The organism is Pantoea sp. SGAir0175 (assembly GCF_043547855.1).
Genome location: NZ_CP028081.1, coordinates 3,877,625 through 3,891,902 on the forward strand (window position 1 = coordinate 3,877,625; position 14,278 = coordinate 3,891,902).

14 protein-coding genes are annotated in these 14,278 nt (G+C 58.4%); 6 read left to right on the top strand and 8 right to left on the bottom strand.

From position 1 onward, the window contains the following. Positions 1–131: 131 nt before the first annotated feature. Positions 132–1,064, top strand: coding sequence for an HTH-type transcriptional regulator MetR (metR, locus tag C1N56_RS18120; protein WP_021506955.1), 933 nt, complete (start codon positions 132–134; stop codon positions 1,062–1,064). Between the two features lie 90 nt (positions 1,065–1,154). After that, positions 1,155–1,637: a YehS family protein gene (locus C1N56_RS18125; RefSeq protein WP_021506956.1), complete on the top strand. Its 483-nt coding sequence runs from the start codon at positions 1,155–1,157 to the stop codon at positions 1,635–1,637. Here C1N56_RS18125 and C1N56_RS18130 read toward each other — a convergent pair. After that, positions 1,634–2,512 (bottom strand): carboxylate/amino acid/amine transporter, encoded by an 879-nt coding sequence (locus C1N56_RS18130; protein ID WP_394516941.1) that lies wholly within the window; start codon positions 2,510–2,512, stop codon positions 1,634–1,636. The two genes, C1N56_RS18125 and C1N56_RS18130, sit on opposite strands and share 4 nt — an antisense overlap. A 405-nt stretch (positions 2,513–2,917) precedes the next feature. Between C1N56_RS18130 and glpT the strand changes: the two genes are divergently transcribed. Continuing rightward, positions 2,918–4,258 (top strand): glycerol-3-phosphate transporter, encoded by a 1,341-nt coding sequence (glpT, locus tag C1N56_RS18135; RefSeq protein WP_021506959.1) that lies wholly within the window; start codon positions 2,918–2,920, stop codon positions 4,256–4,258. Positions 4,259–4,292: 34 nt separating this feature from the next. Here the strand turns inward: glpT and yigL are convergent, their stop codons facing one another. Both yigL and pldB read right to left on the bottom strand, forming a co-directional pair. Beyond that, on the bottom strand, positions 4,293–5,093 hold the full coding sequence (gene yigL, locus C1N56_RS18140; RefSeq protein WP_058758117.1) for a sugar/pyridoxal phosphate phosphatase YigL: 801 nt from the start codon (positions 5,091–5,093) through the stop codon (positions 4,293–4,295). A gap of 32 nt (positions 5,094–5,125) precedes the next feature. Beyond that, complete coding sequence (gene pldB / locus C1N56_RS18145) at positions 5,126–6,121, bottom strand: lysophospholipase L2 (RefSeq protein ID WP_166712315.1); 996 nt, start codon at positions 6,119–6,121, stop codon at positions 5,126–5,128. 103 nt (positions 6,122–6,224) lie between these two features. On the opposite strand from pldB, the gene rhtB reads away from it, so the two are divergent. Continuing rightward, positions 6,225–6,848: a homoserine/homoserine lactone efflux protein gene (rhtB, locus tag C1N56_RS18150; protein WP_021506962.1), complete on the top strand. Its 624-nt coding sequence runs from the start codon at positions 6,225–6,227 to the stop codon at positions 6,846–6,848. 81 nt (positions 6,849–6,929) lie between these two features. On the opposite strand, the gene rhtC is transcribed toward rhtB, so the two are convergent. The 3 genes from rhtC to pldA are packed head-to-tail and all read right to left on the bottom strand — an operon-like array spanning position 6,930 to position 10,288. Next, positions 6,930–7,553 (bottom strand): threonine export protein RhtC, encoded by a 624-nt coding sequence (rhtC, locus tag C1N56_RS18155; RefSeq protein WP_021506963.1) that lies wholly within the window; start codon positions 7,551–7,553, stop codon positions 6,930–6,932. A 12-nt stretch (positions 7,554–7,565) separates the two neighbouring features. Beyond that, a complete protein-coding gene (gene recQ, locus C1N56_RS18160) occupies positions 7,566–9,389 on the bottom strand; it encodes an ATP-dependent DNA helicase RecQ (protein ID WP_058758115.1) in 1,824 nt (607 codons plus the stop codon). Positions 9,390–9,409: 20 nt separating this feature from the next. Continuing rightward, positions 9,410–10,288, bottom strand: a complete 879-nt coding sequence (gene pldA / locus C1N56_RS18165) for a phospholipase A (protein WP_021506965.1) — start codon at positions 10,286–10,288, stop codon at positions 9,410–9,412. A gap of 164 nt (positions 10,289–10,452) precedes the next feature. On the opposite strand from pldA, the gene C1N56_RS18170 reads away from it, so the two are divergent. Then, positions 10,453–10,923 carry a thioesterase family protein gene (locus C1N56_RS18170; RefSeq protein ID WP_031279610.1) on the top strand — a complete coding sequence of 157 codons (471 nt, stop codon included), beginning with the start codon at positions 10,453–10,455 and terminating at the stop codon, positions 10,921–10,923. A 43-nt stretch (positions 10,924–10,966) separates the two neighbouring features. Then, entirely contained in the window at positions 10,967–11,866 is a 900-nt protein-coding gene (gene rarD, locus C1N56_RS18175; RefSeq protein WP_021506967.1) for an EamA family transporter RarD, read from the top strand. Here rarD and C1N56_RS18180 read toward each other — a convergent pair. Next, entirely contained in the window at positions 11,837–12,889 is a 1,053-nt protein-coding gene (locus tag C1N56_RS18180) for an AbrB family transcriptional regulator (protein ID WP_058775517.1), read from the bottom strand. The two genes, rarD and C1N56_RS18180, sit on opposite strands and share 30 nt — an antisense overlap. Positions 12,890–13,120: 231 nt before the next feature. Continuing rightward, entirely contained in the window at positions 13,121–14,074 is a 954-nt protein-coding gene (corA, locus tag C1N56_RS18185; protein ID WP_010617090.1) for a magnesium/cobalt transporter CorA, read from the bottom strand. Positions 14,075–14,278: the final 204 nt, after the last annotated feature.

The following is a 14,278-nucleotide window of genomic DNA, read 5'->3' on the forward strand; positions in this document are numbered from 1 at the left end:
CTGGACAAAGGTAAAGTGGCCGTCGCGTCTGACTGAGATGTTTAGCCGTCCAGATGTTTACACCGCTATAATCTGCGGGTACTGTATGTGTCTCAAGCGCAATTTGTTCAATCTCGATGTGAAGGACTCTCATGATCGAACTCAAACACCTGCGGACGCTGCAGGCGTTACGGCACACCGGCTCGCTGGCTGCCGCCGCCGCCCAGCTTCATCAGACGCAATCGGCGTTGTCTCACCAGTTCAGCGACCTGGAACAGCGGCTGGGCTTTCGGCTGTTCGTGCGTAAGAGCCAGCCGCTCCGTTTTACGCCGCAGGGAGAGATTCTGTTGCAGCTGGCGGAGCAGATTCTGCCGCAGATCCAGCAGGCGCTGCAGGCCTGTCATGAGCCGCATCAGACCACGTTGCGCATCGCTATCGAATGCCACAGCTGCATCCAGTGGCTGACGCCGGCCCTGAACAATTTCCGTCAGAGCTGGCCGCAGGTAGTGATGGACTTCAAATCCGGCGTGACCTTTGATCCGCAGCCGGCGCTGCAGCAGGGCGAACTGGACGTGGTGCTGACGTCCGATATTCTGCCGCGCAGCGGTTTGTTCTATGCGCCGATGTTTGATTTTGAGGTGCGGCTGGTGCTGGCGCCGGATCACCGTCTGGCGCAACTGGCTCACATCACGCCGGAAGATTTGGCCGATGAGGTGCTGATGATCTATCCGGTACAGCGTCAGCGGCTGGACGTGTGGCGTAACTTCTTACAGCCAGCCGGCGTCAGCCCGGCGCTGAAGAGCGTGGATAATACGCTGCTGCTGATCCAGATGGTGTCGGCCGGCATGGGCATTGCCGCGCTGCCGCACTGGGTGGTAGAGAGCTTTGAGCACCAGGGGCTGGTGGTGACGCGCACGCTGGGCGACGGATTGTGGAGCCGTTTATACGCGGCGATGCGCGACGGCGAGCAGCGGCAGCCGGTGCTGGAGGCCTTTGTGCGCTTTGCCCGTCAGCACGCCTGCGAGCACCTGCCTTACGTGCGCGATGCCTCGCGCCCCGGTTCCCTGCAGCCGGTCTCGTCCTGATGCCGCGGGCGGCCAATGTCGCCCGTGCTGTTATCCCCGCCCTGCCTGCTCTATAATGCGCCGCCTTAACCGCTACCGGAGAGTTTCACCATGACCAATAACGATGTGCTGCGCAGCGTGCGCTATATGCTGGATTTGAGCGACAGCAAAGTGGTGGAGATTTTTGCGCTGGCGGGCAGTGAAGTACCGCGTGAAGATGTGCAGGCGTGGCTGAAGAAAGATGACGATGAGGCGTTTCGTAAACTGCCGGATGTGCTGATGGGTTACTTCCTCAACGGTCTGATTTTCTACCGTCGCGGCAAAAGCGAAGACGCGCCGGCCCCGTCGGTTGAGCGCCGCATGAACAATAATATCTTTCTCAAGAAGTTACGCATCGCCTTCGCGCTGAAAACCACCGATATCCCGGATATCTTATTGAAGGCTAACTTCAAGGTGTCACAGGCTGAAATCGGCGCGATTTTCCGCAACCCGGATCATAAAAATTATCGCGAGTGCGGTGACCAGATTCTGCGTAACTTCCTGAAAGGTTTAACGCTGATTCAGCGGCCATCGACACCCGCGAAAAAAAGCTAAGCGCCTGAACTGCCGCTTTTGGCCGTGTGTCCCAGTACCCAGCGTTTATGCACGTACAGGGACGCAAAAATCACTATCGCCCCGGCGATAAAGCTTGGCCAGTGCGGCTTCTCCTGCCAGATCGCCAGGTTCACCAGTAATCCTGCCGGCACGTGCATGTTGTTCATAATGCCCAGCGTCCCGGCATCGACCTGGGTCGCGCCGTAGTTCCACATGAAGTAACCCAGTCCGGATGCGACCACGCCCAGCCACACCAGCACGCTCCACTGCAGCGTGGTGGTCGGCAGCTTGTGCGGATTGCCCCAGATGCACCAGGCGATCACCGCGATCAGCACTGCGCCGAGATAGAACCACGAGAACGCGGTGTGCTGCGGCATCGGACGGACTTCCTGCAGGCGCTTATAGCCCACCATGCCAATCGCAAAGCAGATGTTGGCCGCCTGCACCAGCAGCAGTCCGAACCAGAAATCATCGCTGACTTTGTCGTAGCGGATAATGGCCGCACCGAGCACCGCCAGCAGCGCGCTAAAGGCATAGCCAATGCGCAGCGGGCGCTTGCTGAGCAGGTCATAAATCAGTGTGACATACAGCGGCGTCATCACCGTAAACAGCAGGAATTCCGGCACGCTGAGATAGAGATAAGCCTCGAAGCTGATCAGATACATGATGCCTAATTGCAGCATGCCCACCAGCATATAGAGCAGCAACGTTGAGGCGCGGTAACCGCGCCAGCGCAGAAACGGCAGAAAGACCAGCGCCGCCAGGCCTAAACGCATCAGCACCGAGAACCAGGTATCCACCTGCCCCGCCAGATACTCCCCGATTAAACTAAAAGAAAAAGCCCACAGAATGGTGGTAACGATCAGCAACAGCACGGTTATGCATCCTAAAGTTCAACACTGGCGCTAGTGTAAACAAACTACAGCGCGCTGGCGGGACAATCTGGTTGACATGTGATGAAATTAAACACGATCGCATCTTCGCTGCCCGGTCAGCAGGCACGCGTCCGCATGGCGGGTTAACCGGCGGGCGGCGATTTTTATGAGGCGGCGCGCCGTTTTCTCTGGCACAAATGCGCGAAATCCAACATTTACTGGTTTATATCGCTCTTTATTGTCATAAAACTGTAACATATGTGTCACACGTCACAGTAACTGCGCGTAACCATCACTATTCTGTGCGCGAAATGGAAAGGTTGCTTTCTGTTCGCTGTCGTACTTTGTTTTTGCCCCAACCTGCTGGGAATCGATAACTATATTGCGCCCTGGAGGGCCATTCTGATGTTGAGTATTTTTAAACCTGCACCACACCAGCCCCAGGTGGCGGACGATCGCGTCGATCCGCTCTATCGTCGTCTGCGCTGGCAGATCTTCTTCGGCATTTTCTTTGGCTACGCCGCCTATTATCTGGTGCGCAAAAACTTTGCGCTGGCGATGCCTTACCTGGTCGAACAGGGCTTTTCCCGCGGCGACCTTGGCTTTGCCCTCTCCGGCATCTCCATCGCCTACGGTTTTTCCAAATTCATCATGGGATCGGTCTCAGATCGCTCCAACCCGCGGGTATTTTTGCCCGCCGGCCTGATTCTCGCCGCCGCCGTGATGCTGGTGATGGGCTTCGTGCCGTGGGCAACCTCGAGCATCATGGTGATGTTCGTGCTGCTGTTTCTGTGTGGCTGGTTCCAGGGCATGGGCTGGCCACCGTGCGGACGCACCATGGTGCACTGGTGGTCGCAGAAAGAGCGCGGCGGCATTGTGTCGGTATGGAACTGCGCGCACAACGTGGGTGGCGGCATTCCTCCGCTGCTGTTCCTGCTCGGCATGGCGTGGTTTAACGACTGGAAAGCCGCGCTCTATATGCCGGCGTTTGGTGCCATCCTCGTCGCCATCATCGCTTTTGCGCTGATGCGCGATACGCCGCAGTCGTGCGGTCTGCCGCCGATTGAGGCATGGAAGAATGACTATCCGCCGGATTATAGCGAGAACCACGAACAGGAGCTGACGGCGAAGCAGATTTTCATGCAGTACGTGCTGCCGAATAAGCTGCTGTGGTACATCGCGCTGGCCAACGTGTTCGTTTATCTGCTGCGCTACGGCATCCTCGACTGGTCACCAACCTATCTGAAAGAGGTGAAGCACTTCACGCTGGATAAATCCTCGTGGGCCTATTTCCTGTACGAATACGCCGGGATTCCGGGCACGCTGCTGTGCGGCTGGATGTCGGACAAGGTATTCCGCGGCAATCGCGGCGCCACCGGGGTATTTTTCATGACGCTGGTGACCATCGCCACCATCATTTACTGGCTGAACCCGCCGGGCAATCCGGGCATAGATATGATCTGCATGATCGTCATTGGCTTCCTGATCTACGGTCCGGTGATGCTGATTGGTCTGCACGCGCTGGAGCTGGCACCGAAAAAAGCGGCCGGCACTGCGGCAGGCTTTACCGGTCTGTTCGGCTATCTCGGCGGATCGGTGGCAGCCAGTGCGATTGTCGGTTACACCGTGGATTTCTTCGGCTGGGACGGCGGTTTCTTAGTGATGATTGTCGGATCGGTGCTGGCGGTGGTGTTACTGCTGCTGACCATGGTCAGCGAGCATCGCCACAAGCAGCAGCAGGCATAATCTGAGCGGGCCGGTGCATACCGGCCCGTTTTATTCAGGCGAGGAATAATTTACGCAGCGTCTGCGGCACCGCGTCGTCGGCGTTGCTGCCAATCACTTCCAGCGTCGGCAGGGTATCTTTCAGGCGCTGATGGGCGTTACGCATGATGCAGCCTTTGCCCGCCATACTCAGCATCTCGACATCATTCATGCCGTCGCCAAACGCGATGCACTCTTTCAGCGAATAGCCAAGCTGTTTCGCCACCGCTTCCAGCGCGTGCCCTTTCGAGACGCCGCCAGCCATCACTTCCAGACAGGTGGGCAGCGAGAAACTGACGTTAACCCGGTCACCCCAGCGCGCTTCAATCGCCTGTTCCAGCGGAACCAGATGCTCCGGATCGTCGCAGGTGAAGAACACTTTGCTGATGCCATCGGTGGCCAGCATGCCGGGCTGATACACCTGATAGGTGAACACCGATTCCTGGAAAAACTCCGCTTCCTGCGGATTATGGCGGCTGATGTGCCACTCATCGTCGCGGTAAACGTGCGTCAGGATTTTCTCATCGTGATACTTCAGGCCATACAGCTCGCTGGCGATATCGCTGTCCAGATTGTGGCTGAACACCAGTTCGCCGTCGGCGTTGTGCACGCGCGCGCCGTTTGAGGTGATCATATACGCCGGAATGCCGAGCTTATCGCGCATCTGACCGACGTCGATGTAGTGGCGTCCGGTGGCAAAAATAAAATGCACATCGCGCGCCACCAGTTCCTGTAGCGTGGTGCGGGCAAACGGCGTCAGACGATGTTGCGGAGAAAGCAGCGTGCCATCCAGGTCGGATGCAACGATGTGGTACATGTAGGCCTCTGGTATTGATGTCTAAGAATATATTAGTCACGGTGGCGCTGATAAAAGTCGACCACCGCATTGAGCGCTTCGGCGCGCATGGCGTCTGTTTCAAACAGGATCTCGTGACGCGCGCCCTGAATGATGTAAGGCGTGGAGCCTTCCACCGCATGTCCCGCTGCCGCCATGGCTTCACAGAATAGATCCTGCGCGCGGTTATCCACCACGTCGTCTTCACTGGCCTGCAACAGCAGAATCGGTGTCGTAATCTGCGCCACCTGATTAAGGATATGGCGTCCGGCCTGAATCCCTTCCCGCACCCAGTGATAGGTAGGGCCGCCGACGCGAATCGCCGGATCGTCGGCATAAAAACGCAGATTGCGACGATAACGTTCGCGACTGTGCGTCAGCCGGTTAATGCCAAACGGGCTGGCGCGCCAGCGTCCGGTGCCCAGCGCGTAGCCGTCGCGCAGCGCGGGCAGCTTTTCCGCCCAGTCGAGAATACGGTGCGCCAGAAACGGCGGCAGCGGCAGCACGATACCAAACATCGGCGCACAAAACACCGCCGCGTGGAAGGCCTGCGGCTGACGCGCCAGAAACAGCGCCACAATTGCGCCGCCCATCGAGTGCGCCAGCACGTAGCGCTGCTGATAGTGATGGCTGACCATCTCTTTCAGATACAGCGTTTCCAGATCGTCGACATAATCGCTGAACTCCACCACGTGACCGCGATGCGAATCGGCCAGCAGCCGGTCTGAACGCCCCTGACCGCGATGGTCGATAATCACCACATCGTAGCCGCAGTGGAACAGGTCATAGGCCAGCTCGGGGTATTTGATGTAGCTTTCAATGCGTCCGGGCACAATCAGGATGACACGCCGGTGTTGCGGTGAGGTGAAGCGCACATAGCGAATGGTCAGATTGCCCACGCCGCTGAATTCACACTCTTCACGCTGACGCCAGAAGTCGAGCAGCGGACCGGTAGCAAAGGCTGAAAAAGCGTGCTCACGTCCGAGCCAACTCTGTTTATGCTGCTGCATCCGTCCCCCTGAAAAAACGTCAAACGCGGCTCTGCACTTAATAGCGCAGCGCGATTTTCTGGCGTATTGTGTCACACTTCACTCTCTTCAGGGAATGTCACCCATGACCATTGAATGGTGGTTAACCTACCTGTTAACCACGACCATCCTCAGCCTCTCGCCCGGTTCCGGCGCGATCAACACCATGAGCACCGGCATCAGCCACGGCTATCGCGGTGCGGCAGCCTCAATTACCGGATTACAGCTGGGTCTTGCCGTGCATATTGTGCTGGTGGGCGCCGGTCTGGGCGCGCTGTTTTCGCAGTCGGTGCTGGCGTTTGAGGTACTGAAATGGGCGGGCGCGGCCTATCTGGTGTGGCTTGGCATTCAGCAGTGGCGCTCAGCGGGCGGAATCGATCTCAATGCGGTGGCCAAAGCGATGCCGCGTCGTCGTCTGTTTCAGCGCGCGCTGCTGGTGAATCTCACCAATCCGAAGAGCATTGTGTTTCTCGCCGCGCTGTTTCCGCAGTTTATCGTGCCGCACCAGCCGCAGCTGATGCAGTATCTGGTGCTCGGCGTGACCACCATCGTGGTCGACATCATTGTGATGATTGGTTACGCCACGCTGGCGACGCGCATCGCTGGCTGGATCAAAGGTCCGAAGCAGATGAAGCTGCTGAACCGGGTGTTTGGTGGCTTGTTTATGGCGGTCGGCGCACTGCTGGCCAGCGCACGTAAAATGGCGTAACGATTGGCACTGATCGTAGCGGCACGCTTTATCGCGCCCAGTTAAAACGCGCAAATAATTGCGCCGCTACGGTTCGGGATCTTATCGGGAGATGATGAGGTGAATACCAAACCCGGCAAACAGCACGCCCGCCATACCGTCCACCCACTTCGCCATCCGCTGATACTTATCGCGCATCCACGGCAGGGCAAAAATCGCCGCCACCAGGGTAAACCAGGCAAAGGTTTCACCGACGATCAGCAGGAACAGGCCCCAGCGCTCAATCGCGCCCACATCGTTACCCACGAACAGTGAAAACACACTGCCGAAGTAGATGATGGCTTTCGGGTTAGACAGGTTGGTGAGAAACCCTTTGAGGAAGCTCATGCCACGCTTTGGCAGCTCAACCACCGGCGCTTCCGTATGAGGTTGCTTGTGACGCTGACGCGCTGAGCGCAGCAGCTGCCAGCCCATCCACAGCAGATACAGCCCGCCACCGACCATGATGATTTCATGCAGCCACGCCATTTTCTCCAGAATCAGATGCAGGCCCATCAGCGCGACACCGGCCCAAATCACAATCCCCAGCGTAATACCGAGCACGCCCATCATCGCTTCTTTGCGCGAGCGGCTGGCGGCGGTCTGTGAGACAAAAAAGAAGTCCGGTCCCGGACTCATCAGCGCAACCAGATGCACCAGCGCGACGGTGGCAAATAACATCAGCATGGTTTATTTCCCTTATTCTTCATCAAGATGTTCTTTGATCATCAGCAGGAACGGCTTACCGAAGCGCTCCAGTTTGCGATGACCGACCCCGTTCACGCTCAGCATCTCTGAAGCGCTGACCGGCATTTGTTCTGCCATTTCAATCAGCGTGGCGTCGTTAAACACCACGTAAGGCGGAATATTCTCTTCGTCGGCGATGGCTTTACGCAGCTTACGCAGCTTGGCGAATAGCTTGCGATCGTAATTGCCGCCGTAGACTTTTGGCGCGCTGCTGCGGCTTTTCACCGTCACGGTGCGCGGTACCGCCAGCATCAGCGGCACTTCAGCGCGCAGCACCGGGCGCGCGGCCTCGGTGAGCTGCAGCGCCGAGTGCATGGCGATGTTTTGCGTCACCATGCCCAGATGGATCAGCTGGCGCAGCACGCTGACCCAGTGCTCCTGACTCTGCTCGCGCCCGAGGCCGTAAACCGGCAGTTTGTCGTGGCCGTTATCGCGGATGCGCTGGTTGGTTGAGCCGCGCAAAACTTCAACAATATAGCTCATCCCAAAACGCTGCCCGGTACGATAAATGCCCGACAGCGCTTTTTGCGCTTCGACCAGGCCGTCATAGCGCCGCGGCGGATCGAGGCAGATATCGCAGTTGCCGCACGGCTGCTGGCGACCTTCACCAAAGTAGTTAAGCAGCACCAGACGACGGCAGGTTTGCGCCTCGGCAAACGCGCCCATGGCGTTGAGTTTGTGGCGTTCAATATCCTGCAGCGGCCCGGGCGCTTTCTCTTCCAGACACTTACGCAGCCACGCCATGTCAGCCGGGTCGTACAGCATCATCGCTTCCGCCGGCAGGCCATCACGCCCGGCGCGGCCGGTCTCCTGATAGTAGGATTCGATATTGCGCGGAATGTCGAAGTGCACCACAAAACGCACGTTGGGCTTGTTGATGCCCATGCCGAACGCCACGGTCGCGACCACGATTTGCAAATCGTCACGCTGAAAGGCTTCCTGCACGCGTGCGCGCTGCTCGCTGTCAATGCCGGCATGATAAGCGCCAACGCTGATGCCGCGACTCTGCAGACGCGCAGCGGTGTCTTCCACTTTGGCGCGGCTGTTACAGTAGATGATGCCGCTTTTGCCGCGCTGATCCTGCACATAGCGCAGCAGCTGCTCGGTAGGCTTGAACTTCTCCACCAGCGTGTAGCGAATGTTGGGACGGTCAAAACTGCTGATCTGAATCAGCGGATCGTGCATCTGCAGCAGATGCACGATGTCGTTACGCGTGGCTTCATCGGCGGTGGCGGTCAGCGCCATCACCGGCAGCTGCGGAATGCGCTGGCGCAGCTGACCGAGCGCGCCATATTCCGGACGAAAATCGTGGCCCCACTGCGAAATACAGTGCGCTTCATCGACGGCCAGCATCACCGGATTCCAGTGCTGCAGGGTGTCGAGGAAGTTATCCATCATCAGACGTTCCGGCGCGATGTACAGCAGCCGCAGTTTGCCGCTGCGGCAGTCCGCAAACACCTGCTGCTGCTGCTCACGCGTCTGCGTCGAGTTAAGGCACGCCGCCGCCACGCCGTTCGCCAGCAGCTGATCAACCTGATCTTTCATCAGTGAAATCAGCGGCGAAACCACCAGCGTCAGCCCTTCGCGCACCAGCGCCGGGATTTGATAGCACAGCGATTTGCCGCCGCCGGTCGGCATCACCACCAGGCAGTCGCGCCCTGACAGCGCGGTTTCGATGATGGTTTGCTGACCCGGACGGAACTGCTGATAGCCGAAGGTATCCTGTAATACCTGCTGCGCCAGCATTTCCTGATTAAGCACTGCCGATGTTGCCACGGTAATCCTGTTTTGACTGGTTAGAACAGATCGTTAAGCGTTACGCCGACGCCAAGACGCGTCTGGCGATGGTTATAGTCAATAAGGGATTCACCATAACCGCTGAACAGCTGCGTGTAAAAGCGCACGTGTTCAGAAATCGGATAGCTCCACGCGAAGGTGGCACCGCCGTAGCCGCTATTCCAGTTGTAGTTGCCTTCCACGCTGAAAATGCTGTCGCCGAGCATATAGCCCAGCTTCGCGCGGTAGTAGCCCATGTATTTGGTGATGTCCGGGTTATCGTCGTTGCTGGCACTTTCCGGCAGACGATACCAGGGTTTGATTTCCGCCAGGAAGTTGCCATTCTCCGCCATCAGACGGGCGTAAGCGCGGTTCCAGCTGCGTGACGTGGGATCGCTGCGGCCATTTGACTGATGATTCAGACCCAGCTCGACGTCGCGTAATGTCCAGCCGCCCAGCGAATAGTCGGTGGCCCAGCCGAGAAAAATCTGCGGCTCATAGTTGGTTTCACGAAACGGTGATGAAGCCCCCCGGTTCGACAGCTGCCACCAGGAGCGCTGAGTATACGACGCGGCCAGCACCGAGTTGTCACCCAAAATGCCGCGCCACAGCGGAAACGCCAGGCTGAGCTGGAATTTTACTTCATCCTTTTTCGCTTTGTCTGCCCAGTTGTAAGAGGAAATCGCCTCTTTATTCATGTCGCTGGTGTAGGTGTAAAGCAGATAGTTATTTTCATAGGGATAAAGCACGAATGGGTTATCGTGTTTTTCCAGCAGGTTAGCGATAATACTGCCCTTCACTGCTGGTGCGTCATGAACCTCTTTCACGGTGGCTTCATCGGCCTGCGCCAGCGCAGGAACCATAAATGCCGCGGCCAGCAAGGCGTACTGCTTACGCATAGAATTCTCCAGAGCGCTGCAAAAGTTATCGTCGGGCGACGGTTCAAAAAGCACGCCATTCTACACGCAAACCCGGTGGTTGATTAGCGCGGATTTCTGAAACTGGAAAGCGGCGCGAACGCGGCATAATATACACAATTCTTTAACATCTTAAGGCAGGAAAAATGTCATCCCCGATGCTGACACAGCAGGAAGCGCGCCGGCTGATTGGCGAAATTTTTGTCTATCACATGCCGTTTAATCAGGCACTGGGCCTTGAGCTGGATCGCCTTGAAGCCGATTACGCCGAACTCGGCTTTGCCAATAAAACCATGCTGGTGGGTAACGCCGCGCAGCAGATTCTGCACGGTGGCGTGATTGCCTCAGTGCTGGATGTTGCCGCCGGGCTGGTGTGCGTCAGCCATGCGCTGTCGCGCCAGCAGAGCATCAGCGAAGAGGAGCTGCGTCAGCGCCTGTCGCGCATGGGCACCATTGATATGCGCGTCGACTACCTGCGCCCGGGCCGCGGCGAGCGCTTTGTCGCCACCAGCAGCCTGCTGCGCGCCGGGAATAAAGTCGCGGTAGCGCGCGTCGAATTGCACAATCAGCAGGGCGATTACATCGCCACTGCGACTGCGACCTATCTTATTGGGTAATCTCACGCGGCCTGCGACACTCGCCGCTTTTCTGGAATAGATGATGGATACGCAACAAACGCGTCAGGGCATTTTTTATGCGCTGGGCGCTTACTTTATCTGGGGCATCGCGCCGGCCTACTTCAAGCTGGTCAAAGAAGTGCCACCGACGGAAATTATGACCCACCGTGTGATTTGGTCGGCCCTGTTTATGCTGGGGCTGATTACCCTGAGCCGCAGCTGGCGTCAGGTACGCAGCGTGCTGGCCCAGCCGAAAAAAGTGCTGCTGCTGGCGCTGACCGCACTGACCATCGGCGGCAACTGGCTGCTGTTTATCTGGGCGGTGAATAATCAGCATATGCTGGAGGCCAGCCTCGGCTACTTTATCAACCCACTGATTAACGTGGTGTTTGGCATGCTATTTCTGCGTGAGCGCTTCCGCCGTCTGCAGTGGCTGGCGGTGCTGCTGGCGGCCACCGGCGTGCTGGTGCAGCTGTGGCAGTTCGGTTCGCTGCCGGTCATCGGCCTCGGCCTGGCGCTGAGCTTCGCGCTGTACGGACTGGTGCGCAAGAAGATTCAGGTAGATGCACAGAGCGGTATGCTGATTGAAACCGCGTGGCTGTTCCCGCTGGCGGCCATCTATCTGTTTGGCTTTGCTGACAGCGCCACCAGCCACCTCAGCGCCAATCCGCTCAGCCTGAACCTCAAGCTGATCGCCGCCGGCATCATTACCACCATTCCGCTGATGCTGTTTGCCGCCGCCTGCGCGCGCCTGCGCCTGTCGACGGTCGGTTTCTTTCAGTACCTCGGGCCGACGCTGATGTTCCTGCTGGCGGTGCTGTTTTACGGTGAGAGCCTGACGCCGGATAAAATGGTGACCTTCGGCTTCATCTGGCTGGCGCTGGCGATCTTCATTCTGGACGCGCTGCTGTTTTCAGCCCGCACGCGCGTGCGCATAGCGTGAGATAAAACGGGCCATCGCCGGGCCGGTAAGCAGAATGGTAAACAGACGCAGCGTCTGCAGCGCCATGACAAACGCAATATCGACCCGGCTGCCAGCAGCAATAATCGCCACCGTATCCAGCCCGCCCGGGCTGGTTGCCAGATAAGCGGTCATCAGATCGACGTGCAGCACGCGCGTCAGCATCCACGCCAGCCCCCCGCACAACAGCATCAGGCCGATAATCGAGGCGATCATTTGCGGCAGCGTGCGCAGCGCCAGCAAAAAGATCGGCCGGGTAAAGCGCAGGCCAACGCTCCAGCCGATCAGCGCATAGGCCAGTGCCAGCAGCCACTCCGGCACCTGCAGCGTCGCGACCCCCGTTCCGTGCAGCGTGGCACCCATCAGTGCCGGCAGCAGCAGCGCGCCGGACGGGATACGCAGTTTCTGCCCGAGCCACGCACCCGCCACCATCACCAGCAGCGTTAGCACGAAGCCACTGTGCAGCGGCGGCAGCCAGACAATGTGGGCGGCAGCACCGCTGCTGCCGAGGCCGATGCGGGCCACCACGGCCGCGGCGGTAGCAACAAACAGTACGCGCAGATATTGCATAAACGCCACCAGCCGCACGTCGGCGCCGAAATCGCCCGCCATCGCCACCATTGCGGACGCGCCGCCCGGCGACGATCCCCACGCGCCGGTCGGTCCCGGCAGCGAGCTAAAGCGCACCAGCAGAAAACCGGACAGCCCGCTGGCCGCCAGCGTCAGCAGCAGCACCGCCAGCACCACCGGCCAGTCATCGAGCAGCGGCGAGAGGATCGCAGGCGACAGGCTCTGGCCGATCATGCAGCCCAGCACCGCCTGTGCCAGCACGAACAGCCGTTTGTCGATGCGCACGGTTGCGCCGCTCAGCCCCATAATGGTACCGACAATCATCGGACCGAGCAGCAGTGCAGCCGGCAGGTGCAATAGCTGGAGCAGGCAGCCCAGCACCAGCGAAGCCGTCAACAGCAGCGCCCACTGCTGCCGCAAAGAGAAACGCGCCATAAGGAGGAAATCAGAAAGTGAGTTGAGGCAACAGGTTAGCAGATTAGCGCTGGCGCGTCAGGGGTAAGGCGCCAGCAAAAGACCGCACGCTGTTGTAGCGGCGCAATTTATTGCGCTCAGGTTTGCGTATTAATAACGCGAATGCCACGACGCAATATGCTGAGCAGCCGTTAGACAAAGCGCGATGAATCGCGCCGCTACGGTTCTGTGCGATGATACAATGCTGGGCGATTACAGCCAGTTCTTCCGTTTGAAATAGAGATACGGCGCCAGCCCGGCGAGAATCATCAGGCCAATCGCACCGGGATAACCAAAGCTCCACTTCAGCTCCGGCATAAACTCAAAGTTCATGCCGTAGCTGGAGGCCACCAGCGTCGGCGGCAGGAACACCACGGACACTACCGAGAAGATTTTGATGATGCGGTTCTGCTCGATGTTAATAAAGCCCATCGCCGCCTGCATCAGGAAGTTAACCTTCTGGAACAGCGATTCGTTGTGCGGCAGCAGCGATTCGATGTCGCGCAGGATCTCGCGCGCCTGCTCCAGCTGATTGCCCGGCAGCCGCGCTTTTCGCACCAGGAAGTTCAGCGCACGCTGGGTATCCATCAGACACAGGCGTACTTTCCAGCCGATATCTTCCAGCTCCGCCAGGCGCGACAGCGCGTCGTCGTACTCTTCGCCCTGCTGCCCTTCCATGATCACGCGGCTGAGTTTTTCCAGCGCGCTATAGATGTTCTCGATCTCATCCGCCAGCTGCTCGATTTTGGTTTCGAACAGATCGAGCAGCAGCTCGTAGGCGTTGCCGTCGGTCAGTTGCTGATTGCGCGCGCGCATGCGGTACAGGCGGAACGCCGGCAGCTCACGCTCGCGCAGTGTGTAAAGGCGATCTTCGCGGATGGTAAACGCCACGGTGGAGTTGCCGGCGTGATCTTCAGCATCTTCAAAAAAGAAAAAGGAGTGGATGTGCAGGCCGTCTTCGTCTTCGAAGAAACGCGCCGAGGCCTCAATGTCCTCCAGCTCGGGGCGCGTTGCCAGGCTCTGCCCCAGTTCCGACTGCACGCGCTCACGCTCGCTGTCGTCCGGCTCGATCAGATCGACCCACACCGAGGTGTTGAGTTTGTCGTTGTTATCTTCCAGCTCGATGCGCGTCAGGCGATCGCGCTCCAGTTTAAATGCGCTCAGCATAGCAATACTCCCCATTGCAGACGACATGGGACAAGGCGGTGAACCGCAGTGCTGCTGGCACCACGGGCACGGCAAAGCCTGAACGCGGAAACTTTCGCTTCAAGGGTAAATCAGTGCTGACTCGTGCGACGGGATCAAAAAGGGAGGTCGCTGATAACCGCTAAGGCTACCCGCGTTAAAGAGGTAGCCTTAGAAATTGTCCCT

Excerpts from the sequence above, each read along its gene's own strand:
- corA (WP_010617090.1), bottom strand. The coding sequence starts at position 14,074 with ATGCTGAGCGCATTTAAACTGGAGCGCGATCGCCTGACGCGCATCGAG.
- metR (WP_021506955.1), top strand. The coding sequence starts at position 132 with ATGATCGAACTCAAACACCTGCGGACGCTGCAGGCGTTACGGCACACC.
- pldA (WP_021506965.1), bottom strand. The coding sequence starts at position 10,288 with ATGCGTAAGCAGTACGCCTTGCTGGCCGCGGCATTTATGGTTCCTGCG.
- pldB (WP_166712315.1), bottom strand. The coding sequence starts at position 6,121 with ATGCAGCAGCATAAACAGAGTTGGCTCGGACGTGAGCACGCTTTTTCA.
- yigL (WP_058758117.1), bottom strand. The coding sequence starts at position 5,093 with ATGTACCACATCGTTGCATCCGACCTGGATGGCACGCTGCTTTCTCCG.
- rarD (WP_021506967.1), top strand. The coding sequence starts at position 10,967 with ATGGATACGCAACAAACGCGTCAGGGCATTTTTTATGCGCTGGGCGCT.
- rhtB (WP_021506962.1), top strand. The coding sequence starts at position 6,225 with ATGACCATTGAATGGTGGTTAACCTACCTGTTAACCACGACCATCCTC.
- C1N56_RS18125 (WP_021506956.1), top strand. The coding sequence starts at position 1,155 with ATGACCAATAACGATGTGCTGCGCAGCGTGCGCTATATGCTGGATTTG.
- C1N56_RS18170 (WP_031279610.1), top strand. The coding sequence starts at position 10,453 with ATGTCATCCCCGATGCTGACACAGCAGGAAGCGCGCCGGCTGATTGGC.
- C1N56_RS18180 (WP_058775517.1), bottom strand. The coding sequence starts at position 12,889 with ATGGCGCGTTTCTCTTTGCGGCAGCAGTGGGCGCTGCTGTTGACGGCT.
- glpT (WP_021506959.1), top strand. The coding sequence starts at position 2,918 with ATGTTGAGTATTTTTAAACCTGCACCACACCAGCCCCAGGTGGCGGAC.
- rhtC (WP_021506963.1), bottom strand. The coding sequence starts at position 7,553 with ATGCTGATGTTATTTGCCACCGTCGCGCTGGTGCATCTGGTTGCGCTG.